Here is a 20233-nt window from a genome sequence, read left to right on the forward strand (position 1 = left end):
GGACGCGGGTGACAGAGTCATGCGGGGTGGAGTCCCACCGGCAGCCGTCCCCGTCCCTGGGGAAAACCACGGTGTCGAACCAGTTCACGCCCCGGAACCTGGGATAGCCGGGCTTCTCCCCGGCCTTCACCCGCCGGAAGAACGCGGCGAACGCCTTGTCCAGACGCCGCAAGGTCGCCTGCTGCGACGAGAACGACCACCGGCCCTGACACCCGGGGTCGAATGCCCGGATCTCCTTGAGCTGAGCGGACTGCTGCCTGTACGTGATGCTCGTCTTCGAGACGTGCCGGTAGGCGTCACGGCGTTCCTGCAATGCCCCGTTGTAGAGGGCGCAGTGATCCCGCAGCATCTCGCCGAGAGCTTGCGCCTGGCGGACGGTGGGGCGGAGGAGGAACTTATACGCCCGGTGCACGGTCGGCCCCCTCCTTCTGCTGTTTCTTCGTCCAGGGGCGTTCCCACTGGGTGTTGCTGTACTTCTCCACCGTGTCCGCCGAGACGGCGCCGGCTGAGGCGACGAAGAACCACGACGACCACAGCATGGGCATCCGGCTCTTGAGGTGCGGGAACTCCGAGCGGAGCACGCACGAGGTGAAGCCTTTGAACTGGTTCGCACGTGATCGGGCGTCACCTCTAGGGTAATGATCTCCCACCTCTTTTCCGCCGCCTTCACCTCGGTCAGCTCACGCAGCCGCACCGCGACCCGGCCACCGAGTACACGACGGCGGTACTGCTCACTACGGTTGCCAAGGAGCCGCCACTATGCCGACCATCGAGTACGAGGCCAAGGTTCTGGAGATCGACACCAGCGCCATGGCCGCCACGATTGAGCGCCTCGGCGGCAAGCACCTCGGCACCCGCCGGATGCGCCGCTACGTCTACGACCTCATCCCCCCGGTCGCCGGGCAGTGGATCAGGCTGCGCACGGACGGCGACACAACAACGCTCTGTGTCAAGGAGATCCAGTCCGACGCCGTTGACGGCACCCACGAGACCGAGACCGCTGTCACGGACTTCGACGGCACCCATGCCGTGCTGCTCGCGATGGGTTTCGCGGCCAGGGGCTACCAGGAAAACCTGCGCAGCTCCTACCTGCTGGCCGGCGCCCGGCTGGAGATCGACACCTGGCCGCTGATCCCGCCGTACCTGGAGATCGAAGGAGACAGCGAGGACCACGTGCTCTCCACGGCACAGCACCTCGGCATCAGCGTGGAGTCGCTGGTCTACCTCAACACCCAGGACGTCTATCGCCACTACGGCCATGACCTGAAGGCGATCAAGGAGCTGCGCCTCCCCGACTGATACCTCTGCACAGGAGGACTCATGGACCTGCCCCGGGACGGTCTCCCCCGCACCGTCCTGCCCGATCGCACCCTGCGCGTCAAGATCCTCGACCATTGCGGCCTGGCCTGCACCTTCTGCCACAACGAGGGAACGCCCGTCGCGGCGGACAGCCCGGACCGGCCCGGTGTCGTCACCAGCGGCCGGGTATCGATCTACGCCCATACCAACGGCGTCACCTTCCAGCCGGCCCGAATCGAACCGGGTCCCGATTTCGCCCTCGCTCTGGCGGCGGTGCGCGGCACGGTCGCAACCGACGAGGCACACTTCACCGGCGGAGAGCCCACGCTTCATCCCCGGTTGCCCGCGCTCATCGCCGATGCCAGGCGGGTGGGCCTCACGGTTGGCCTCACCTCCAACGGCGAGAACGGCGCCGCCGTGCTGCCCGCCTGTGCGGAAGCCGGGCTGGACCGGGTGAACTTCAGCATCTTCGGCACCACCGCCCGTGAACTGGCGGCGGTACAGGGCGGGAAATACCGCTCCGCCAAACTGGCGGAACGCAAACTGCGCGCGTTGGACGAGTCGATCCGGACGGCGGCGTCGTGCGGCATCGGTGTTTCGGCGAACATCGTCGTGCCCGGCCGTGATCACGTGGCGAGGGTCCTGCGGCTGGTGGCCCGACACGGCAGTACCGCGACCATCCGGCTGCTCACCTCGCTGGCGGATGGCCAGCGCTCCTCACTGGACGCGATCGCCCTCGTTCTCAAGGAACTGGATGCACAACCGGAGGAACACATCCTCACCGCCGGCGCCTCCGACTGGCGTACGCGCTACCGGCTTCCGGACGGCTCGCCGCTGTACGTCAAGCGCATCCGGCCGGTCCGGCTCCCGCAGACCTGCCGGAGCTGTCGCTTCAACAATGACACCGACTGCGAGGAGGGCTACTACGGAATCCGTCTCTACCGGGCCCGCAGCGGTCCGTTCATGGTCGGCGTGTGCATCCGGCGCATGGATCTGACGCTGCCGCTGGGCGAGTTCGTGATGAGCCAGGTGGGCCGAGAGATCAGCGGACTGCGAGAGGACGAAACGGCCGGCAGGCTGTCTGTCGACCCTGGGTAGACCGGCTGCGAGCAGCCCGCAGGCTAGAGGTTGTCGAAGTCCCCGAGCGCGATGCCGCCCTTGAAGGCAGCCCATTCGCCGGCCGTGAAGCAGAGGTGAGGACGGTCGGGGTTCTTCGAGTCCCGGACCGCCACGCCACCGTCCGGCAGTGGCGCCAGCTCGAAGCAGTCGCCGTTGTTCGCGGTGAGGCTGCTCTTCTGCCAGCTGAGCGAAGAGGTCTCTATCGCGTACAGGTCTGGCTTCTCCATCGTTAGTCTTCCCTGTTCTTGATGCGTGCGATCAGATCGCGTGACTGCCCGACGTTGAGGGCCGTGCCCGCAAGGTTCCGGAAGAGGCGGTGCAGACGGCGGAGGTCTCGGGGGTCCTCAAGGGCCACGTTACCCGCGACCGAGTCGGTGAACGCCATGTCCGGAAGTTCGTCGGGGAACTGGAAGATTTTGAAGGCGGAGATGTGACAGCCGTCCTCTCCTGTCTCGAAGGGCAGAATCTGGAGCGTCACACTGTCGTGGTGGGACAGTTCGAGCAGATGATCAAGCTGCTCCGCGTGCGCCTCCCGCCCGCCGATGTGGAACTCCAACGCTGCTTGAGTTATCACGTAGTGGCAGGTCAGCGGGCGTTTGGTCCCCAGAAGACGGTGCTTCTGCCGCGCCATTCTGACCTCTACCAGGCCATCCACCTGGTCCTCGCCAAGGGAGGCGAAGCCGACCGAGGTGACGGCCCGCGCGTACCTTTCTGTCTGAAGCAGACCGGGAACCATGCCCAGTTGGTACTCCAGCGTGCGGTCTGCCGCGTCCTCGAAGCCGATGAAGCGGTCGTAGCTCGCGGTCACCACCTCGCTGTACTTCGACCACCACGGCTGGCGCCGCCGTCGTGAGTCGGCATGGAGCTTCGCGAGTTCGTTTCGCTGCTCCTCCTCGACCTGGTACAGGTCCATCAACTGCGTGAACATCTCGTGCGAGCACAGCCGCTTGCCCAGTTCGATGCGGCTCAGCAGGGAGACATCACAGTCCAGTTTCTGAGCGACCTGGGTGAGCGTCAGCCCGTTCTCCTCGTCGCGGAGCCTTCGCAAGGCTCTTCCGAACGACAGCCGGTCCATGAGCAGGGTGTTCGTGAGGTTGACCATCTCAGCCCTCCAAGGGGCGTGGCGTTCGCCGGCGTTGCCCGAATCCCGAACGAGTGCCGGTGTGCGGAAGTTACGGCCATCGTTGTGTCAGGCCCACGAAAGTGTCAATGGACATGAGATGGGCTTGCTCTGGCCATCGGCATGGGTGCACTCTCCTTGTGTGACCTAGCGCACTCGATGCGTGACGGGCCGTTGCCTTCGTGCGCCCACGTGGCGCCGGAACGGGAGGTGTCAGGTGGACGCGGTATGCATCACCGCCGATCAGCACACGGTGGTCTGGAATCTCGCGGCCCGGCCGCAGGTGATCCGGCGCTGGCGGGACACCGCCTCGGCCGCCGTGGTGGAGCTGGGGGCGGGCGAACCCGTCGTGCAGGTGGTGCGGTTGGGGGTGTCGGAACTCCTGACGAACGTCGCGCGCCACGTGGAGGACCCGAACTGCCGGCTGGAGATCAGCAAGGTCGGCCCGGTGCTGTACGTACAGGTCAGCGACCGCTCGTTCGAGTTCCCCCGGATCGCGCGGGTCGCGCCCGGGTGGGACACGGAGGGCGGTCGGGGGCTGTGGCTGTTGCGAAGCCAGGTCAGTGCCCTGGGGTGCACACGCACGGCGGTCGGCAAGAACGTGTGGTTCCGCTGCGACCGGGCCGCGCGGTGGTGAGGGAGAGCAGGCCCGGTGTGGACGGGTTTCTCACCGGGCGCTGGGTGGACGGGCCGTGCTGGTTCTGGTGCGGCTTTCAGCGCACCCAGGTGGTGTGGGTCGGTGATGTCAGTAGCCCGGCCGGCGGGAACGCCCCGCAGTACGCCTGCCGACGCTGTGTTCTGCGTCTGCACGACATGGTGTGGGATTACCGCGACGCCGTACAGGACGTTCCTCCGCACCGGGACGGGCGCCGTACGCCCCTCTACCCGGTCCACGGTGCCCCCGCCCCCGGCCTCGCACCTTCTGTCCGGCAACCGCGTACCCGGTTCGGGCGGCGGCTGCGGGCAGGGGCTGAGTCCGTGCCCGTTCCCGGGCCGGGGATCGTGTTCGCTCAGACCTTCCTCGCCGTCCTCACCGTGGCCGGGCTGCTCGCCGTGCTCGGATACGCGGCCCTCGTGCCATCCGACAGATAAGGACGCCGGGGCCCGGCCCCCGGTCCGTTCCGGCGGCCCCGGCCGTCCCGTCCGCGTCCGGCCGTCTCACCCGAATGGCCGGGCGGCGGTGGCCCGGGGGCCGTTCGGGTGGCGCCATGGGAGGCATGCACCTTCCGCAGCGCACGGTCGTCCTCGCCCCCCTCGCCTCGATCGCCGCCCTCGGGCTGCTCGCCGGGGCCGCCCTGCCGCCCGGCGCTCCCGGCAGCGCCGGGGGCAGCACGGGCCACGGCACCCATGCCGCGACCGTCAGCGCCGGGGACGGCGCGCTGGACGAGGACCGGCTGCGCTCCGCACTGCTCGACCACACCGACTTCCCGCAGGGCTGGGCCGGTGACAGCAGCGAACAGGCCGAACGGCGCGGCATCGGCGTCCCCCGGCCCACCGAGGACGGCTGCCGTGAACTGTTCGAGCCCGCCGGGGACGGCAGCGGCACCGCGCGGGCCGGGTTCGCCCGTACCCACGCCGGACCCTTCGTGGTGACGGTCGCCGCCGCGCACGGCGACGAGGCCGGTGCCCGCGCCGCCATGGAGGGGTTCGCGCGCGCCGCCCGCGAGTGCGCCACCTTCCACGCCGAGGAGGGCGCCGAGCGGAACCCCACCACCGTCTCGTACACCGCCGACGGCGACGGCAGCAGCCCCGAAGGGCTCGGCGAGGAGGCCGCCGCGCTGCGTTTTACGCGCGAGAGCGAGGCCCGCGGGGAAGCAGCCGTCGTCGCCGAGGTGGTGATCGCCCGGGTCGGCGCCCACACCGTACGCATCGCCCAGGCAGGGCGGGATGACGCCGCGGCGGGCGGGCTGGCCGGCCTCGCCGAACGCGCCGTGGAGAAACTCCAGCAGGTCACCGAGGGCCACACCCCGCAGCCCCTGCCGGATCAGCCCGGGGCGACGGAGTTGTAGGGGGTGTACCGGCCGGGTCGCCCGGCACCCGGCGCCGCCGGACGGGCCGCACCGGGGGCCGCGCACAGCCCGTAAGCTCCTGGGTATGAGTGACGCCGAGGACCGCAAGATCATCACCCTGGCGCGCAGTGCCCGCGCCCGCAGCGGAGTGCCGCAGGGCGCGGCGGTACGGGACGAGACCGGTCGTACCTACGTCGCGACCGCCGTCGAGCTGCCGTCGCTGCGGCTGAGCGCGCTGCGCACGGCGGTGGCGATGGCCGCCTCCAGCGGTGCCACCTCCCTGGAGGCGGCGGCCCTGGTCACCGACGCGGACACCACCGAGGTGGCGGCCGAGGATCTGGCGGCCGTGCGCGACCTGGGCGGGGCGGGTACCCCCGTCCTGCTGGCTGGCCCCGAGGGCGACCTTCGTGCGACGATCGCGGCCTCATGAGTGACTCCCTTTCCCCGATGTCCGCGATGTTCGGCTCTGTGCCGCAGGGCCACCGTTCGGGCTTCGCCTGCTTCGTCGGCCGCCCCAACGCCGGCAAGTCGACCCTGACCAACGCGCTGGTCGGCACGAAGATCGCCATCACCTCCAGCCGCCCGCAGACCACCCGGCACTCGGTGCGCGGCATCGTCCACCGCGACGACGCCCAGCTGGTGCTGGTGGACACCCCCGGGCTGCACAAGCCCCGCACCCTGCTGGGCCAGCGGCTCAACGACGTGGTGCGCACCACCTGGGCCGAGGTGGACGTCATCGGGTTCTGTCTGCCCGCCGACCAGAAGATCGGCCCCGGCGACCGGTACATCGCCAAGGAACTGGCGGAGATCAAGCGCACCCCCAAGGTCGCCGTCGTCACCAAGACCGACCTGGTGGAGCCGCAGGTGCTCGCCGAGCGGCTGCTGGACGTCCAGCGGCTCGGCGCCGAACTCGGCCTGGAGTGGGCCGAGATCGTTCCCGTCTCGGCGGTCGGCGACTCCCAGGTCGGGCTGCTCGCCGATCTGCTGGTGCCGCTGCTGCCCGAGGGCCCGCCGCTGTACCCCGAGGGCGATCTCACCGACGAGCCCGAGCAGACGATGATCGCCGAGCTGATCCGCGAGGCCGCCCTCGAAGGGGTGCGCGACGAACTGCCGCACTCGATCGCCGTGGTGGTCGAGGAGATGCTGCCCCGTGAGGACCGCCCGGCCGACCGGCCGCTGCTCGACATCCACGCCAACGTCTTCATCGAGCGGCCCAGCCAGAAGGGCATCGTCATCGGCCCCAAGGGCAGCCGGCTCAAGGATGTGGGCACCAAGGCCCGCACCCAGATCGAGGCGCTGCTGGGCACCCCGGTCTTCCTCGATCTGCATGTGAAGGTCGCCAAGGACTGGCAGCGCGACCCCAAGCAGCTGCGCCGCCTCGGTTTCTGACGCGCTCGGGCCCCCGCTGTGGCGGGGGCCGCGCGGCCGGTCAGCCGGCCCCGCCCGCGTTCCCGTACGTGTACGGGACGGTGGTGCCCAGCACCTCGAAGCCCAGCCGGCGCAGGATCGGGCGGCTGTCGTCGGAGGCGTCCACCTGGAGGTAGCGCACCCCGTGCGCGGCGGCGATCGCGGTCCGCGCCGCGACCAGTGCCCGGTAGATGCCCCGGCCGCGCCACTCGGGCGCGGTGCCGCCGCCCCACAGCCCGGCGAAGTCGGTGCCCGGATGGCGCTCCAGCCGCGCCGCGCTCACCGGTTCGCCGTCACCGGCCACCGCCACCAGGACGTCGATCAGCTCCGGGGTGCTCGCCAGCTGCCCGCGCACCATGGCGCCCAGCCCCGCCGGGTCGGTGCCGAAGGCCCGCCGGTGCGCGCGCAGCATCAGCTCCACCCCCGCGTCGTCCGTCACCCGGTGCAGCGTGACCCCGTCCGGCAGTACGGGGACGGTGGGCAGCGCGGCCACCTCGGCGGCCATCAGGGTTTCCGGCGGACCGGGGACGAAACCGGCTGCCGCCAGCCGCTCGCCCAGATCGGCAGGCGCGTCGTGCGCGTACCACTTCCACTCGAAGCCGCGCCCCAGTTCCGTGAAGTACCCGGTCTGCGCGGCGATCGCGGCGTCCGCCGTCGCCTCGGTGAGGCCGGACCACACCACTCCGTCCCAGCCGCCGCGCTCCCGCGTCACCCGCACCACCGGGCCCGAGCGCTCGCCGCCGGCCGCGTGTTCCCTGAGCTGCTCGTCGAAGCGGGCCCGTACCGTTTCCGTGTCCATCCGGCCAGCAGATCACCGCCGCCCGGGCGCGGCCACCGGTTTTGCGCGGTCTCGCATAGTGATACGGGTCCGGCGGGCCGCCCGGCGCCCGGGTTAGGCTGGGCGGGCGATGCGTCACGGGAACCTTCTTCTCCTTAGCCGCCGCGGCGAGGGTCTGTAGTCGTACGGGCCGACCCCCTCCCCGCGGAGTTCGGCGCTGCCGTCGGCCGTTTCCCCACGATTCCCGTCGATCACTCGCATCATCCAGGAGCCCTCGTGCCCAAGCCGACGCCCATCACCGCCGCCACCGCCCCGCAGCGCGCCTCCGGCATGCCCGTCCACCGCTACGCGCCGTACGATGCGGTGGACCTGCCCGACCGCACCTGGCCCGGCAAGCGGATCACCGCCGCGCCGCGCTGGCTCTCCACCGACCTGCGGGACGGCAACCAGGCGCTGATCGACCCGATGTCGCCGGCCCGCAAACGCGCCATGTTCGACCTGCTGGTGAAGATGGGCTATAAGGAGATCGAGATCGGCTTCCCGGCGTCCGGGCAGACCGACTTCGACTTCGTGCGCTCCGTCATCGAGGAGGGCGCGATCCCGGAGGACGTGACGATCTCCGTCCTGACCCAGGCCCGCGAGGAGCTGATCGCCCGCACCGTGGAGTCGCTGGTGGGCGCGCCGCGCGCCACCGTCCACCTGTACAACGCCACCGCCCCCACCTTCCGCCGGGTCGTCTTCCGCGGCGGGCGGGACGATGTGCGGCGGATCGCGGTGGACGGCACCCGGCTGGTGATGGAGTACGCCGAGAAGCTGCTGGACGACCGGACCGTCTTCGGCTACCAGTACAGCCCGGAGATCTTCACCGACACCGAGCTGGACTTCGCGCTGGAGGTCTGCGAGTCGGTGATGGAGGTGTGGCAGCCGGAGGACGGCCGCGAGATCATCCTGAACCTGCCCGCGACGGTGGAGCGCTCCGTCCCCTCCACCTACGCGGACCGCTTCGAGTGGATGTCCCGGCACCTGTCGCACCGCGAGCACGTGTGTCTGTCCGCGCACCCGCACAACGACCGGGGGACGGCGGTGGCCGCCGCCGAGCTGGCGGTGATGGCCGGGGCGGACCGGGTGGAGGGCTGCCTGTTCGGGCAGGGCGAGCGCACCGGCAACGTCGATCTGGTGACGCTGGGCATGAACCTGTTCTCGCAGGGCGTGGACCCGCAGATCGACTTCTCGCAGATCGACGAGATCCGCCGCACCTACGAGTACTGCAACCAGATGGAGGTCCCGCCGCGCCACCCGTACGCCGGTGACCTGGTGTACACCTCCTTCTCCGGCTCGCACCAGGACGCCATCAAGAAGGGCTTCGAGGCGATGGCGGCCGAGGCCGCCCGCCGCGGCGTCGCGGTGGACGAGCTGGGCTGGGACGTGCCGTACCTGCCGATCGACCCCAAGGACGTGGGCCGCACCTACGAGGCGGTCATCCGGGTCAACTCGCAGTCCGGCAAGGGCGGCATCGCCTACGTGCTCCAGACCGACCACAAGCTGGACCTGCCGCGCCGCATGCAGGTGGAGTTCTCGCGGATCATCCAGGAGAAGACCGACGCGGAGGGCGGCGAGATCACGCCGGCCGAGATCTGGCGGGTCTTCGCGGACGAGTACCTGCCGGCCGAGGGCGGGGCGCCGGGCTGGGGCCGGATCGCGCTGCGCGACGCCCAGACCACCACCAGCGGCGGCGGCGTGGACGCGCTGACCGTCGAGGCGGTCGTCGACGGCGCCGACACGGTGCTGACGGGCGAGGGGAACGGCCCGCTGGCGGCGTTCTTCGACGCCCTGTCGCGGGCCGGGGTGATCGGCCAGGAGGTACGGCTGCTGGACTACGTCGAGCACACCATGAGCGAGGGCGCCGGCTCCCAGGCGGCGGCGTACATCGAGTGCGCCGTCGGCGACCGGGTGCTGTGGGGCATCGGCATCGACGCCAACATCGTGCGGGCCTCGCTGAAGGCGGTCGTCTCCGCCGTCAACCGGGCCGCCCGCTGATCCCCTGAACGTGCGCGGCCGGGCCGGCCCGCGCCCCCGGTGCGGGTGCGGGCCGGTTCCGGCCGTGCTTTTGGCCGGTCCGACTACTGCCGCGTGCGCCGGAGTGTGGTTAACATCACGTCTCACACTCGCAGTGTTGCGGGCGTGTTACGGAGGTCGGGCGTGCCGAGGGTGGCAGGGACAGGTATCCGAACGGCGTGGCGTGTCACCGACGACGGGGACTTCTTCTGCCCCGAGTGCGGTGGCGACCGCTGCTACCAGCGGCTGGCCGGACGGCGCCGGCTGACGGTCCTGGGCGTGCCGCTGCTGCCGCTCGGCGCGGCGGGGCCGGTCGTCGCCTGCGTGCTGTGCGGCACCCACCACCCGGTCGCCGCCCTGGACCATCCGACGACCACCGGGCTCGCCCTGCTGCTGCGGGACGCGTACCGGACGGTGGCGCTGGCCCTGCTGGCGCCGGGGGACCCCGCCGCCCGGGCGGCGGCCGAGGACTCGCTGCGCGAGGCCGGCTTCCCGCAGACGCCGGGGGACGTGCTGGTGGGCGCGCCGTCGGAGGCGGAGGTCCGGGAGGCGCTGGAGCCACTGGCCCCGCACCTGGCCGTGCCGGGCCGGGAGAGCCTGCTGCTGCACGGCGCGCGCATCGCGCTCGCGGACGGCCCGTACACGGAGGCGGAACGGGTCACGCTCACGCTCGTCGGCATGTCGCTCGGCCTGGCGGCGGCGGACCGCGAACGGCTGCTGGCGGCGGCGTAACGTTCCCGGGCCGGACTGGACCGGGCCGGACCGGAGCGGCGCCGGGCCCTGGCGCCGGGGCCCGCGCGGTCCTCACTCGTCCGGGCTCCGCCCGGCGCCTCACAGGGCGGCGAACGCCCCGTCCACCGCCGCGCAGGTGGCGGCCACCTCGTCCTCGGTCACCGCCGCCGCCACGAACCAGCACGCCGCCCCGTACGCGTTGACGTGCACCCCGCGCCGCAGCAACTCGTGCCGGAACACGTCGTAGCGGCCCCGGTCGGCGGCCAGCAACTCCCGGTAGTTCCGGGTCGGCGCACCGTCCGGAGTGAACACCACCTGGAACATCGCGCCGACCCCCTGCACGGCGCACGGCACGCCCCGGTCATGGGCGGCCCGCCGCACGGCCGCCATGATCCGGCGGCCCGCCTCCTCCATCCACCCGGTGGTGGCCGGGTCGGCCAGCGCCCGCAGCGTGGTGAGCGCGGCCGTGGCGCACAGCGGTGAGGCGTTGTACGTGCCGCCGTGTTTGACGCGGCCCTCCGCCAGCGGCTCCATCAGCGCGCGCCGCCCGGCGAACGCGGCGATCGGCACCCCGCCGCCCAGCGCCTTGGCGAACACCGCCAGATCCGGCACCACCTGGTACAGGCCCTGCGCGCCGCCGGGGCCGGTCCGGAACCCGGTGCACACCTCGTCGAAGATCAGCGGCACCCCGTACGCCGTGCACAGCTCGCGCAGCAGCTCCAGACAGCCGGGGGCGGGCATCGTGCAGGCGTTGTTGGCGACGATCGGCTCGCAGATGACCGCCGCGAGCCGGCCCCGGTGGGCGGCGAGCACGGTGCGCAGCGCGTCCGGGTCGTTCCACGGGCAGACGACCACATCGTCCACGACGCCGGGCGGGATGCCGGGGGAGTGCGGTACGGAGCGGGGCGCGGCGGCCGGTCCCGCCTGTTCGGGCGTCGGACGGTTGGAGACGGCCAGGGTGTCCGACCAGCCGTGGTAGTGGCCCTCGAACTTCAGGACCAGCGAACGCCCGGTGAAGCCGCGCGCGGCCCGCACCGCGCCCTGGACGGCCTCGCTGCCGGAGTTGGCGAACCGGACGAGTTCGGCGCAGGGCACCATCGCCTCGATCCGTTCGGCGAGTTCGACCTCCTCGGTGGTGCAGGTGCCGAACATCGTGCCGGTGGTGAGCAGCGGGGCCAGCGCCCCGGCGAGCAGCGGGGAGGCGTGGCCGAGCACCGCGCAGCCGTAGGAGATGAGGTGGTCGATGTACTCGTTGCCGTCCACGTCCCGCACCCGCGCGCCCGAGCCCTCGCGCAGATAGAGCGGGTACGGGTGCGGTCCGGTCGAGGTCAGCCGGGCGGGCGAGCTGATGCCGCCGGCCAGCGAACGCCGCGCGCGGTCGAACCAGGCGCGGCTGGTGTCGGTGGCACCGAGGGCGGGAATGGCGCCATTCATGGCTGCTCCCGTTTGCGGGGGACCGGCGGGGGACACGTACCGGGCCGTGCGGTGCGAACGGTGCCGCACGGGCCGGGCGGGCGAAGGGACGGGCGGGGCATGACGGAGCGGACGGCCGTGGTGACGGGTGCGGGCAGCGGGGTCGGCCGGGCGTGCGCGCTGGGGCTGCTCGCGGACGGCTGGACGGTGGTGCTGGCCGGGCGGCGCCGGGAACGGCTCCAGGCCACGGCGGCGCTCGCCCCGGCCGCCGACCGGGCGCGGCTGGCCGCCGTCCCGGCCGATGTGGCGCGACCGGAGTCCGTGGACGCGCTGTTCGCCGAGGTGACGGAGCGGTTCGGGCGGCTCGACCTGCTGTTCAACAACGCCGCCGAGAGCATGCCGTACCTGCCGGTGGAGGAGGTGACGGCGGCCGACTGGCACCGGGTCATGGACTCGATCGCCACCGGTACCTTCCTCTGCTCCCAGGCGGCGTTCCGCATCATGAAGCACCAGCAACCGCGCGGCGGGCGCATCATCAACACCGGCGCGCTGTCCGCACACGCCCCGCGCCCCGACTCGCCCGCCTTCACAGCCGCCAAGCACGCCGTCGCCGGCCTCACCAAGGCGTTCGCGCTCGACGGCCGCCCGTACGACATCTCCTGCGGGCAGCTCGACATCGGCAATGTGACCCCGGAGGACCGGCCGCAGCCGGCCGTGCGGCAGCCGGACGGGTCCCTGCGGGCCGAGCCGACCATGGCGATGCGGCATGTCGTCGACATGGTGCGCGCCATGGCCGCCCTGCCTTCCGGGGTCACCGTGCAGTCCGTCCAGCTCATCCCGAGCGCCATGCCGTATCTCGGCCGGGGCTAGGGGATGTCCTCCGGCGCCGGCGCTCAGTCACCGTCCAGCCCCGCCACGTACGCCTCGACCCAGCGGCCCGGGGCCAGCCGCCCGCTGTGCCGCCAGGCGAGCATCCGGTGCAGTCCGTCGAGATGGATCAGCCCCTGGCGTACGGTCAGCGCCGCGTAGTCCTCGCCCGGCACCGCGCGGGTGCTCAGGAACAGCGGCTGGGCGGGCGCGGTGCTGCGGCGGTGGTGCGCCAGCTTGGCCGCGCACACCGGGTTCGTCTCCCCGTACGAGTCGCCGAGGGCGGCGAGCCGGGCGGCGGCCCGCTCCAGGGTGAGACCGGTCGGCGGGATCAGCTCCACCGTGCCGTACTCGCCCAGGTGCCAGGGCAGGACGACCTCCAGCACCTCGGGGCCGTGCAGCAGGACCCGGTGCCAGCGGCCCCCGAGCGTGCGCTGGGCGGAGCGCAGGTGGCCGGCGGCCTCGTCGTTGGTGTTGCCGTCGTCGGCCGGGTCGTACGGGTGCTCGCGGTCGAAGTGCGCGCGCACCCGGTCGAAGGTGACGCGCTCCAGCACCCTCATGGCACGTACTCCGTGAACGGGGCGGCGTCGAACAGCCCCGGCCGGTGCTCCGCCCCCAGCCCGCGCCGCCGGCCGCTCGCCAGCACCTGCCGCCAGTACGGCGTGACCGGGGGCCACGGCTCGCCACCGGTGCGGCAGTACGACGCGTCGATCAGATAGCGGGCGGCGGTGGCCGCCGCGGCGCCGGGGGCCGGTGGGCGGCGGGTGTGGAAGAGCGCGGAGTGCAGGATCACCGTGGAGCCGGCGGGCAGCGCGCCGATCACCCGCTCGCCCGGCAGGACGGCCGTGCCGTGGTGGGCGAGCGCGTCCTTCTCGGCGACGGTGCGGTGCGAGCCGGGCAGCGCGGCCAGCGGGCCGAGGGAGGGACGCAGACCGTGCGGATAGGGCAGCGCGTGCACCATGGGGGCGTCGCGGTGGCGCTGCGGGCGCTGTTCGTAGTCGTGGTGCCAGCTCTTGCCCGGGCCGTTCGCCGGGCGGCGGTCGCTGTGCAGATAGTGGAAGACGAGCGACGGGCCGAGCAGCGCGGGATGGCTGAGCAGATCGAGCAGCGGGGGGAAGACGGCGAGTTCACCGTGCGCCTCCAGGTCCAGCTCCACGCGTTCCGGCGGCGCCACCTCGGCCGGCCGCAGCGCGGCGTCGATGGAGCGCTGCCGCAGCCCGGAGTCCACCCAGTGGTCCACCTCGGGGGTCAGCCGCGCGACGAGATCCGCCGGGAGGAAGCCGGGCAGCATCAGATGGCCGGACGCCGCGAAGCCGGATAACTGGGCCGTGAGGTCCCCGGAACCGGTCACCATGCCACTCACCCCCTTGTGTTCAGCACACCGCCGGTCTGTGTTTACCAACGGCCGTCCGGGGCCATGCCGGACCGGTCGGCGAATGACCGAAACGGGACAGTCCCGGCGGCGGCCCGCAGAAAGCGCTCGCTCCACTCCACGAGCAGATCGTGCAGCTCGGGCGGGCCGATCACCTCGAACTCCGCGCCGGTCATGCCGAGGGCCAGCAGCGGCCACTCCAGGGAATCGGTGGACATCACCACCCGGCAGCGGTCCCCATCCGGTCCCGGCCCCTCCCGCGGAACCTCCTCGACCGTGACCCAGCGGCCGATGCGGGCGCGGACCGCGCCGGCCGGCGCCCGTACCACTGCCTCGACCCGGTACGGGGTGGGCAGCTGCCCGATCCCGGCCCGGACGAACGCGGCGGCGTCGGCGGCCGGCAGCTCGCGGGGCCGGAACCGCGCCCCGGTGGGGCGGGCCGCGCCGGTGATGCGGTCCAGCCGGAAGCTGCGCCAGTCGTGCCGGGTCAGGTCGTAGGCCACGAGGTACCAGCGGCGGCCCAGCATGACCAGCCGGTGCGGCTCCGCATGCCGCTCGGTGCGCTCGCCGCTGCCCGCCGTGTAGCCGAAACGGACGCGTTCGGCGTCCCGGCACGCCAGGGCCAGGCCCGTCAGCAGATCCGGGTCCACCCCGTCCGGCGCGGCGGCGGCGCCGTCCCAGCCGGGCGCGGGGACGGTGACCTCGCGCAGGGCCTCCACCCGGTGCCGCAGCCGGGCTGGCAGCACCCGGACCACCTTGGCCAGCGCCCGTACCGAGGACTCGGCGACCCCCGCCACCGGGCCCTGCGCGGCGGCCTGGAGTCCCACCACCAGGGCGACGGCCTCCTCGTCATCGACCACCAGCGGCGGCAGCGCGGCACCGGCCGCAAGCTGGTAGCCGCCCTCGGTACCGCGCTGGGCCTCGACCGGATAGCCGAGGTCGCGCAGCCGGTCGATGTCGCGGCGCAGGGTGCGCACCGAGACCCCGAGCCGGTCGGCCAGCTCGGCGCCCGGCCAGAAACGGTGGGTCTGGAGCAGGGACAGCAGCCGGAGGGTGCGGGAGCTGGTGTTGGCCATGACCCCATTGTCCGGGTGCTTGCGGACAGGAAGTGGCCGCTGGGCTCCCTAGCGTGGGAGACGCCGGTGACGGACACCACCCCGAGGAGTACCGCCATGACCACCACCCCCGCTTCCCCGCTCTCCCTCTCCGCTGCCGCTTCGGCCGCTTCGGCCGCGGACGGCGAACGCACCGACCTCCTGGAGACCCTGCGCCTGCACCGCGACTTCCTCCGCTACACGGTGCGCGGGCTCACCGACGAGCAGGCCGGACGGCGCACCACCGTGAGCGAGCTGTGCCTGGGCGCCCTGATCAAGCACGTCGCGGCGACCGAGCGGCAGTGGACCGCCTTCGTCGTGGCCGGGCCGTCGGCGATCGGGGACTTCACCGAGGAGTCGGCGGAACTGCGTCAGGAGTGGGCGGACGACCTGCGGATGCTGCCCGGGGACACCCTGGCCGGGCTGCTGGCGGAGTACGCGGAGGTGGCGCGCCGGACCGAGGAGATCGTGGCGGGCCTCGACGGCCTCGGCCACTCCCACCCGCTGCCGGCCGCGCCCTGGTTCGCGCCGGGCGCGCGCTGGTCGGCGCGCCGGACGCTGCTGCACATCATCGCGGAGACGGCGCAGCACGCCGGGCACGCGGACATCATCCGGGAGGCGCTGGACGGGCAGAAGACGATGGGCTAAGGGGTGTCTGCCGTTCCCGTTCCCGTGGCGAAGCGCTTGCGGGATTCCTCGATGTGCCGCAGGTTCCGGTGGGTCCAGGAGCACATCGTGTCGACGGTGGCCCGCAGGCCGCGCCCGGGACCGGTCAGGGTGTACTCCACGCGCGGTGGCACGGTGGGGTGCACCTCGCGGTGGACCAGGCCGTTGCGTTCCAGCATGCGCAGGTTCTGGGTGAGCATCTTGTGGCTGATGCCCTCGACCTCGGCGCGCAGCTCGCTGAAGCGCAGGGTGCGCTCGCCCAGGGCCTCGATGATCAGCAGGGCCCATTTGTTGGCGACGTCGGAGAAGATCTCGCGGGCGAGCGAGTCGGCGCGCCGCAGGTCCGCCTCGTCGGGCAGGCCGCTGTACTGCTTGGTCACCATCGGGTTCCTCAGTCACGGAAAAGTGCGTTCTTCCAGGTCAGCGTTTACTCTCCTATGGTTTCCAAGGAACCGCAAGAGAGCGCAGATGCCGCTGAAAGAGGAAACGGAGCCACCCATGGCCATCACCCTGATCGACCCGCCCGGACTGCCCGCCGTCGACGCCTACCGGCAGGTGTCGATCGCGACCGGCTCGAAGCTGGTCTTCGTCGCCGGCCAGGTCTCCTGGGACGCGGACGGGACGACGGTGAGCGAGGGCGACCTCGCCGCCCAGGTCGAACGCTGCTACCTGAACGCGGCCACCGCGCTGGCCGCGGCCGGCGCGACCTTTCGCGACGCGGCGAAACTGACCGCCTACGTCGTGGACTGGACCCCGGACAAACTGCCGGTGTTCCTCTCCGGCGTGGCCCGGGCCGCCGACCGGCTGGGCATCACCCCGCTCCCGCCGGCCACGCTCATCGGGGTGGCCGCCCTGGACGTCCCCGAGCATCTGGTGGAGGTCGAGGTCACCGCCGTCCTCGACTGACGGCGCGAGGCCGTGTCCCCGCCGGTGCCGGTGCCGGGACGGGCGGCGGCCCCGGGCCCCGGCACCGGAGGACCCGGCCCGGGGCCCGGCCCCGGCTGAGGCAGAATGCGCACATGAGTCTGTTCCGCGACGACGGCATCGTGCTGCGCACCCAGAAGCTGGGCGAAGCGGACCGGATCATCACCCTGCTCACCCGCACCCACGGACGCGTGCGGGCGGTGGCGCGCGGTGTGCGGCGCACCAAGTCGAAGTTCGGGGCGCGGCTGGAACCGTTCTCCCACGTCGACGTGCAGTTCTTCGCGCGCGGCAGCGAGCTGATCGGCCGCGGACTGCCGCTGTGCACCCAGACCGAGACCATCGCCGCCTACGGGCAGCCCATCGTCGGCGACTACGCCCGCTACACCGCCGGCACGGCCATGCTGGAGACCGCCGAGCGCTTCACCGACCACGAGGGGGAGCCCAACGTCCAGCAGTACCTCTTGCTGGTCGGCGGGCTGCGCACCCTCGCGAGCGGGGAGCGTACGCCCGGCATGGTGCTGGACGCGTTCCTGCTGCGGTCGCTGGCGATGGGCGGCTACGCGCCCAGCTTCGAGGACTGCGCGAAGTGCGGGCTGCCCGGGCCGAACCGTTTCTTCTCCATCGCCGCGGGCGGGGTGATCTGCGGCGACTGCCGGGTGCCCGGGAGCGTCGTCCCCTCGCCCGAGGCGCTGCGGCTGCTCGGCGCGCTGCTGACGGGCGACTGGCCGGCGGCGGAGGCCGCCGAGAGCCGGCACGTACGGGAGGGGAGCGGGCTGGTCTCCGCGTACCTGCACTGGCATCTGGAGCGCGGGCTGCGTTCGTTGAGATTCGTGGAGAAGGGCTGAGCGGGGTTACGCTCGACCGCAGAGCATTCGAACCGTGGAGAGTCCCCTATGGCCGCCGTCCAGCGCCGGTTCCTGTCCCGGCAGCACCGTGAGTACCGGGCGCCCGATCCCCACCCCTCCGGCGCGCAGCCGCCGAAGCTGCCGGGTGAACTGATCCCGCAGCACGTGGCGATCGTCATGGACGGCAACGGCCGCTGGGCGAAGGACCGCGGACTGCCGCGCACCGAGGGCCACAAGGTCGGCGAGACCGTCGTCCTGGACGTGGTCAAGGGCTGCCTGGAACTCGGTGTCAAGAACCTCTCCCTGTACGCCTTCTCCACCGAGAACTGGAAGCGCTCCCCGGAGGAGATCCGCTTCCTCATGGCGTTCAACCGCGACGTGATCGACCGGCGCACCGACGAACTCGACGCGATGGGCGTCCGCATCCGCTGGGCCGGGCGCGAGCCGCGGCTGTGGAAGTCGGTGGTGACCAAGCTCAAGGCCGCCGAGGAACGCACCCGTGACAACGACGCGATGACGCTGTACATGTGCGTCAACTACGGCGGCCGGGCGGAGATCGCCGACGCGGCGGCCCGGCTCGCGGCGGACGCGGCGGCGGGGCGCATCGACCCGGCGAAGGTCACCGAGAAGACCGTGGCCCGGTACATGTACCACGCCGACATGCCGGACGTGGACCTGTTCATCCGGCCCTCGGGCGAACAGCGCACCTCCAACTACCTGATCTGGCAGAGCGCCTACGCCGAGATGGTCTTCCAGGACATCCTGTGGCCGGACTTCGACCGGCGGGACCTGTGGGACGCGTGCGTCGAGTACGCCTCCCGCGACCGCCGGTTCGGCGGGGCGCTGCCCAACGAGGTCCTGCTCGCGCGGGAGGCCGCCGCCCAGCGGCACGGGGACGTCAGCGGCTGAGGACGGGATCGCCGACGGCGAAGACCCAGTCGGAACAGTACGACTCGGGGAGCGCCTCCACCTCCAGCCGCAGCACGTCCGTGACATCGAGGTCGAAGCTCTCGCTCTCCCCGAACGTGAAGGTCCGGCTCGCCAGCACCTCGCCGTCCCCGCGCACGGTGAACCGTACGGTCTCCTCCACCGACGTGTCGTGGAACCCGGCGGTGAGGCGCAGCGACGCCCAGGAACGGCCCAGATTGTAGGAGACCGGCTCCTCCAGGATGCAGGTGCTGAAGCTGAGGGAGTCCGCGTACGGGGAGCCGTCGATGTGGACGGGCTCGGGCAGGACGCCGTAGGGCAGGGTCACCGGTTCGAGCGACACCAGGGGCGTCGAGTCGCTCTCCGGCGGATCCTCGACGAGCTGCCCGCCCCCTTCCTCCTCGTCCGCCTGCTCGCCGTCGTCCCCCGCCGGTCGCGTGACGGTCACCGTGACAGTGGCCTCCGGCGCGGCGGACGCGCCGTCCGCACCGGAACCGCCGGCGAGCAGATAGCCGCCGGCCCCGCCCAGCGCGATCGCCGCCACCGCCCCGGCGGCCAGCAGCGGCACCCCGCGTAACCGCCGCGGGGCCGGTTCGAAGGGCGGAGGCGGCGGCAGGGACGGCGGCGGGGACGGCGGCAACGGCGGGGACGTTCCGCCGCCGGTGGGCGCGCTCGCCGCCCGCAGCTCCCGCACCCACCCGGTGAGGCTGTGCGGCCGGCGCTCCGGCCGCGCCTCGAAGAGCCGCAGCAGCGGCGCGGAGGACCCCGCCCCCGGCAGCGCGCCGAACGCCGCCCGCAGCTCCTCCGGGGTGGTGGGCGGGGACTGCCCGCCGAGCAGGAAGTACGCCAGCGCCCCGAACGCGTACCGGTCGGCGGCCGGCGACCGCTTCCCCTCGTACACCTCGGGCGCCGCGAAGCCCGGGGTCAGCCACGGCTCGGCGGTGTGATGCTCGGTGGCCAGCTTGCTCAGCCCGAAGTCCACCAGCGTCGCCTGGCCGTTCGCGTCCACCATCACATTGCCCGGCGACAGATCGCCGTGGATGACGGTGCGCCCGGAGGGCGTGGCCGCGCCGGAGTGCAGCCAGTCGAGCACCTCGGCGAGCTGTTCGAGGGTCCGCAGCACGGCGCGCCGCTCGGCGGGCAGCGCCAGCTCCGCCGACAACTCGGCGCGCCAGTCCCGCAGATCGAGCCCGTCGACATGGTTCATCACCAGACACAGCGCCCGCCCGGTCGTCGACCCGCCCCGCCCGGCCGGATGGGGCGGCGGCCCCTCGAAGTGCTCCCGGACCCCGACCACCCCGACCCGGTGCGCGAACCGCAACAGCTCGGCCTGCTCGTTCCACTTGCCACTGATCTCGGCGAACCGCTGCCGGCTGACGGTCCGCTGCATGTCCAGCACCTTGACGACCACGGGCTCGGTACCACCGGACAACTCGATCTCGGCGAGATACAGCACGGCCTCGCCACCCCGCCCGATGGACCGCGCCAGCCGATACCGGTCCGCGGCCCCGTCCGGCCCCACGAACAGACTCCCCGCCACGCTGCCCCCATTTCCCCCGGCGACAAGGGCACCCACGTTACGCGCCGGGACGGTCAGCCGTCAGTC

At 72.3% G+C, this 20233-nt stretch carries 23 protein-coding genes and 1 pseudogene; 13 read left to right on the forward strand and 11 right to left on the reverse strand.

Features of this window, described 5'->3' with window-relative positions:
• Together BM385_RS07730 and BM385_RS07735 are read right to left on the reverse strand one after the other, a co-directional pair.
• Window positions 1-412, reverse strand: a 412-nt coding sequence (locus tag BM385_RS07730; RefSeq protein ID WP_175542944.1) for a helix-turn-helix domain-containing protein, incomplete at its 3' end; no start/stop codon positions are given.
• Window positions 396-730 (reverse strand): annotated as a pseudogene (locus BM385_RS07735) (transposase); the annotation flags it as partial. The gene BM385_RS07730 and the pseudogene BM385_RS07735, both read right to left, overlap by 17 nt.
• Window positions 731-759: 29 nt before the next feature.
• Between BM385_RS07735 and BM385_RS07740 the strand changes: the two are divergent.
• On the forward strand, window positions 760-1299 hold the full coding sequence (locus BM385_RS07740) for a class IV adenylate cyclase (RefSeq protein ID WP_093842590.1): 540 nt from the start codon (window positions 760-762) through the stop codon (window positions 1297-1299).
• A gap of 21 nt (window positions 1300-1320) precedes the next feature.
• Entirely contained in the window at window positions 1321-2397 is a 1077-nt protein-coding gene (locus BM385_RS07745; RefSeq protein WP_093842591.1) for a radical SAM protein, read from the forward strand.
• A 23-nt stretch (window positions 2398-2420) separates the two neighbouring features.
• Here BM385_RS07745 and BM385_RS07750 read toward each other — a convergent pair whose 3' ends face one another.
• Both BM385_RS07750 and BM385_RS07755 read right to left on the reverse strand, forming a co-directional pair.
• Window positions 2421-2645 (reverse strand): DUF397 domain-containing protein, encoded by a 225-nt coding sequence (locus BM385_RS07750; protein ID WP_093842592.1) that lies wholly within the window; start codon window positions 2643-2645, stop codon window positions 2421-2423.
• A gap of 2 nt (window positions 2646-2647) precedes the next feature.
• Complete coding sequence (locus tag BM385_RS07755) at window positions 2648-3520, reverse strand: helix-turn-helix domain-containing protein (RefSeq protein ID WP_093842593.1); 873 nt, start codon at window positions 3518-3520, stop codon at window positions 2648-2650.
• A gap of 235 nt (window positions 3521-3755) precedes the next feature.
• Between BM385_RS07755 and BM385_RS07760 the strand changes: the two genes are divergently transcribed.
• The 4 genes from BM385_RS07760 (at window position 3756) to era (ending at window position 6936) form a co-directional block, all read left to right on the forward strand.
• The gene (locus BM385_RS07760; protein WP_093842594.1) at window positions 3756-4175 is read left to right on the forward strand and encodes an ATP-binding protein; all 420 of its coding nucleotides are present in this window, start codon (window positions 3756-3758) and stop codon (window positions 4173-4175) included.
• A 580-nt stretch (window positions 4176-4755) separates the two neighbouring features.
• On the forward strand, window positions 4756-5547 hold the full coding sequence (locus BM385_RS07770; protein ID WP_217650943.1) for a hypothetical protein: 792 nt from the start codon (window positions 4756-4758) through the stop codon (window positions 5545-5547).
• A gap of 85 nt (window positions 5548-5632) precedes the next feature.
• Complete coding sequence (locus tag BM385_RS07775) at window positions 5633-5977, forward strand: cytidine deaminase-like protein (RefSeq protein WP_019432917.1); 345 nt, start codon at window positions 5633-5635, stop codon at window positions 5975-5977.
• 17 nt (window positions 5978-5994) lie between these two features.
• Complete coding sequence (gene era, locus BM385_RS07780) at window positions 5995-6936, forward strand: GTPase Era (RefSeq protein ID WP_093842597.1); 942 nt, start codon at window positions 5995-5997, stop codon at window positions 6934-6936.
• A 40-nt stretch (window positions 6937-6976) separates the two neighbouring features.
• Here era and BM385_RS07785 read toward each other — a convergent pair whose 3' ends face one another.
• Complete coding sequence (locus BM385_RS07785) at window positions 6977-7753, reverse strand: GNAT family N-acetyltransferase (protein WP_093842598.1); 777 nt, start codon at window positions 7751-7753, stop codon at window positions 6977-6979.
• A gap of 309 nt (window positions 7754-8062) precedes the next feature.
• Between BM385_RS07785 and leuA the strand changes: the two genes are divergently transcribed.
• Both leuA and BM385_RS07795 read left to right on the forward strand, forming a co-directional pair.
• Complete coding sequence (leuA, locus tag BM385_RS07790; protein WP_237751265.1) at window positions 8063-9769, forward strand: 2-isopropylmalate synthase; 1707 nt, start codon at window positions 8063-8065, stop codon at window positions 9767-9769.
• A 171-nt stretch (window positions 9770-9940) separates the two neighbouring features.
• Window positions 9941-10519 carry a hypothetical protein gene (locus BM385_RS07795; RefSeq protein ID WP_019432921.1) on the forward strand — a complete coding sequence of 193 codons (579 nt, stop codon included), beginning with the start codon at window positions 9941-9943 and terminating at the stop codon, window positions 10517-10519.
• Between the two features lie 99 nt (window positions 10520-10618).
• On the opposite strand, the gene BM385_RS07800 is transcribed toward BM385_RS07795, so the two are convergent.
• Window positions 10619-11953: an aspartate aminotransferase family protein gene (locus BM385_RS07800; RefSeq protein ID WP_093842599.1), complete on the reverse strand. Its 1335-nt coding sequence runs from the start codon at window positions 11951-11953 to the stop codon at window positions 10619-10621.
• A 99-nt stretch (window positions 11954-12052) separates the two neighbouring features.
• Here BM385_RS07800 and BM385_RS07805 point away from each other — a divergent pair, with 99 nt between their 5' ends.
• Entirely contained in the window at window positions 12053-12802 is a 750-nt protein-coding gene (locus BM385_RS07805) for an SDR family oxidoreductase (RefSeq protein WP_019432923.1), read from the forward strand.
• 23 nt (window positions 12803-12825) lie between these two features.
• Here the strand turns inward: BM385_RS07805 and BM385_RS07810 are convergent, their stop codons facing one another.
• Genes BM385_RS07810 through BM385_RS07820 form a run of 3 tightly spaced genes read right to left on the reverse strand, consistent with a single transcriptional unit; the run spans window position 12826 to window position 15247 of the window.
• On the reverse strand, window positions 12826-13359 hold the full coding sequence (locus BM385_RS07810; RefSeq protein WP_093842600.1) for a DUF6309 family protein: 534 nt from the start codon (window positions 13357-13359) through the stop codon (window positions 12826-12828).
• The gene (locus tag BM385_RS07815) at window positions 13356-14153 is read right to left on the reverse strand and encodes a phytanoyl-CoA dioxygenase family protein (RefSeq protein WP_093842601.1); all 798 of its coding nucleotides are present in this window, start codon (window positions 14151-14153) and stop codon (window positions 13356-13358) included. Before BM385_RS07815 ends, BM385_RS07810 begins: the two co-directional genes overlap by 4 nt.
• A gap of 41 nt (window positions 14154-14194) precedes the next feature.
• Window positions 14195-15247 carry a helix-turn-helix transcriptional regulator gene (locus BM385_RS07820; protein ID WP_093842602.1) on the reverse strand — a complete coding sequence of 351 codons (1053 nt, stop codon included), beginning with the start codon at window positions 15245-15247 and terminating at the stop codon, window positions 14195-14197.
• A 96-nt stretch (window positions 15248-15343) separates the two neighbouring features.
• On the opposite strand from BM385_RS07820, the gene BM385_RS07825 reads away from it, so the two are divergent.
• Window positions 15344-15913: a DinB family protein gene (locus BM385_RS07825; RefSeq protein ID WP_093842603.1), complete on the forward strand. Its 570-nt coding sequence runs from the start codon at window positions 15344-15346 to the stop codon at window positions 15911-15913.
• Here the strand turns inward: BM385_RS07825 and BM385_RS07830 are convergent.
• Complete coding sequence (locus BM385_RS07830; RefSeq protein ID WP_093842604.1) at window positions 15910-16314, reverse strand: winged helix-turn-helix transcriptional regulator; 405 nt, start codon at window positions 16312-16314, stop codon at window positions 15910-15912. The genes BM385_RS07825 and BM385_RS07830 overlap by 4 nt on opposite strands.
• A gap of 115 nt (window positions 16315-16429) precedes the next feature.
• On the opposite strand from BM385_RS07830, the gene BM385_RS07835 reads away from it, so the two are divergent.
• The 3 genes from BM385_RS07835 to BM385_RS07845 all read left to right on the forward strand — a co-directional run bounded on the left by BM385_RS07835 (window position 16430) and on the right by BM385_RS07845 (window position 18609).
• Window positions 16430-16837: a RidA family protein gene (locus BM385_RS07835; RefSeq protein WP_019436217.1), complete on the forward strand. Its 408-nt coding sequence runs from the start codon at window positions 16430-16432 to the stop codon at window positions 16835-16837.
• Window positions 16838-16950: 113 nt separating this feature from the next.
• Entirely contained in the window at window positions 16951-17700 is a 750-nt protein-coding gene (gene recO / locus BM385_RS07840) for a DNA repair protein RecO (protein ID WP_019436216.1), read from the forward strand.
• 48 nt (window positions 17701-17748) lie between these two features.
• Window positions 17749-18609 (forward strand): isoprenyl transferase, encoded by an 861-nt coding sequence (locus BM385_RS07845; RefSeq protein WP_019436215.1) that lies wholly within the window; start codon window positions 17749-17751, stop codon window positions 18607-18609.
• Here BM385_RS07845 and BM385_RS07850 read toward each other — a convergent pair.
• Window positions 18599-20167: a protein kinase domain-containing protein gene (locus BM385_RS07850; RefSeq protein WP_093842605.1), complete on the reverse strand. Its 1569-nt coding sequence runs from the start codon at window positions 20165-20167 to the stop codon at window positions 18599-18601. The genes BM385_RS07845 and BM385_RS07850 overlap by 11 nt on opposite strands.
• Window positions 20168-20233 lie beyond the last annotated feature (66 nt).

The organism is Streptomyces harbinensis, assembly GCF_900116145.1.
GTDB classification, from domain to species: domain Bacteria; phylum Actinomycetota; class Actinomycetes; order Streptomycetales; family Streptomycetaceae; genus Streptomyces; species Streptomyces carpaticus.

Coding starts and splice junctions, on each gene's coding strand:
- BM385_RS07740 (WP_093842590.1), top strand. CDS start 760: ATGCCGACCATCGAGTACGAGGCCAAGGTTCTGGAGATCGACACCAGC.
- BM385_RS07745 (WP_093842591.1), top strand. CDS start 1,321: ATGGACCTGCCCCGGGACGGTCTCCCCCGCACCGTCCTGCCCGATCGC.
- BM385_RS07750 (WP_093842592.1), bottom strand. CDS start 2,645: ATGGAGAAGCCAGACCTGTACGCGATAGAGACCTCTTCGCTCAGCTGG.
- BM385_RS07755 (WP_093842593.1), bottom strand. CDS start 3,520: ATGGTCAACCTCACGAACACCCTGCTCATGGACCGGCTGTCGTTCGGA.
- BM385_RS07770 (WP_217650943.1), top strand. CDS start 4,756: ATGCACCTTCCGCAGCGCACGGTCGTCCTCGCCCCCCTCGCCTCGATC.
- BM385_RS07775 (WP_019432917.1), top strand. CDS start 5,633: ATGAGTGACGCCGAGGACCGCAAGATCATCACCCTGGCGCGCAGTGCC.
- era (WP_093842597.1), top strand. CDS start 5,995: ATGTCCGCGATGTTCGGCTCTGTGCCGCAGGGCCACCGTTCGGGCTTC.
- BM385_RS07785 (WP_093842598.1), bottom strand. CDS start 7,753: ATGGACACGGAAACGGTACGGGCCCGCTTCGACGAGCAGCTCAGGGAA.
- leuA (WP_237751265.1), top strand. CDS start 8,063: ATGCCCGTCCACCGCTACGCGCCGTACGATGCGGTGGACCTGCCCGAC.
- BM385_RS07800 (WP_093842599.1), bottom strand. CDS start 11,953: ATGAATGGCGCCATTCCCGCCCTCGGTGCCACCGACACCAGCCGCGCC.
- BM385_RS07805 (WP_019432923.1), top strand. CDS start 12,053: ATGACGGAGCGGACGGCCGTGGTGACGGGTGCGGGCAGCGGGGTCGGC.
- BM385_RS07810 (WP_093842600.1), bottom strand. CDS start 13,359: ATGAGGGTGCTGGAGCGCGTCACCTTCGACCGGGTGCGCGCGCACTTC.
- BM385_RS07815 (WP_093842601.1), bottom strand. CDS start 14,153: ATGGTGACCGGTTCCGGGGACCTCACGGCCCAGTTATCCGGCTTCGCG.
- BM385_RS07820 (WP_093842602.1), bottom strand. CDS start 15,247: ATGGCCAACACCAGCTCCCGCACCCTCCGGCTGCTGTCCCTGCTCCAG.
- BM385_RS07825 (WP_093842603.1), top strand. CDS start 15,344: ATGACCACCACCCCCGCTTCCCCGCTCTCCCTCTCCGCTGCCGCTTCG.
- BM385_RS07830 (WP_093842604.1), bottom strand. CDS start 16,314: ATGGTGACCAAGCAGTACAGCGGCCTGCCCGACGAGGCGGACCTGCGG.
- BM385_RS07835 (WP_019436217.1), top strand. CDS start 16,430: ATGGCCATCACCCTGATCGACCCGCCCGGACTGCCCGCCGTCGACGCC.
- recO (WP_019436216.1), top strand. CDS start 16,951: ATGAGTCTGTTCCGCGACGACGGCATCGTGCTGCGCACCCAGAAGCTG.
- BM385_RS07845 (WP_019436215.1), top strand. CDS start 17,749: ATGGCCGCCGTCCAGCGCCGGTTCCTGTCCCGGCAGCACCGTGAGTAC.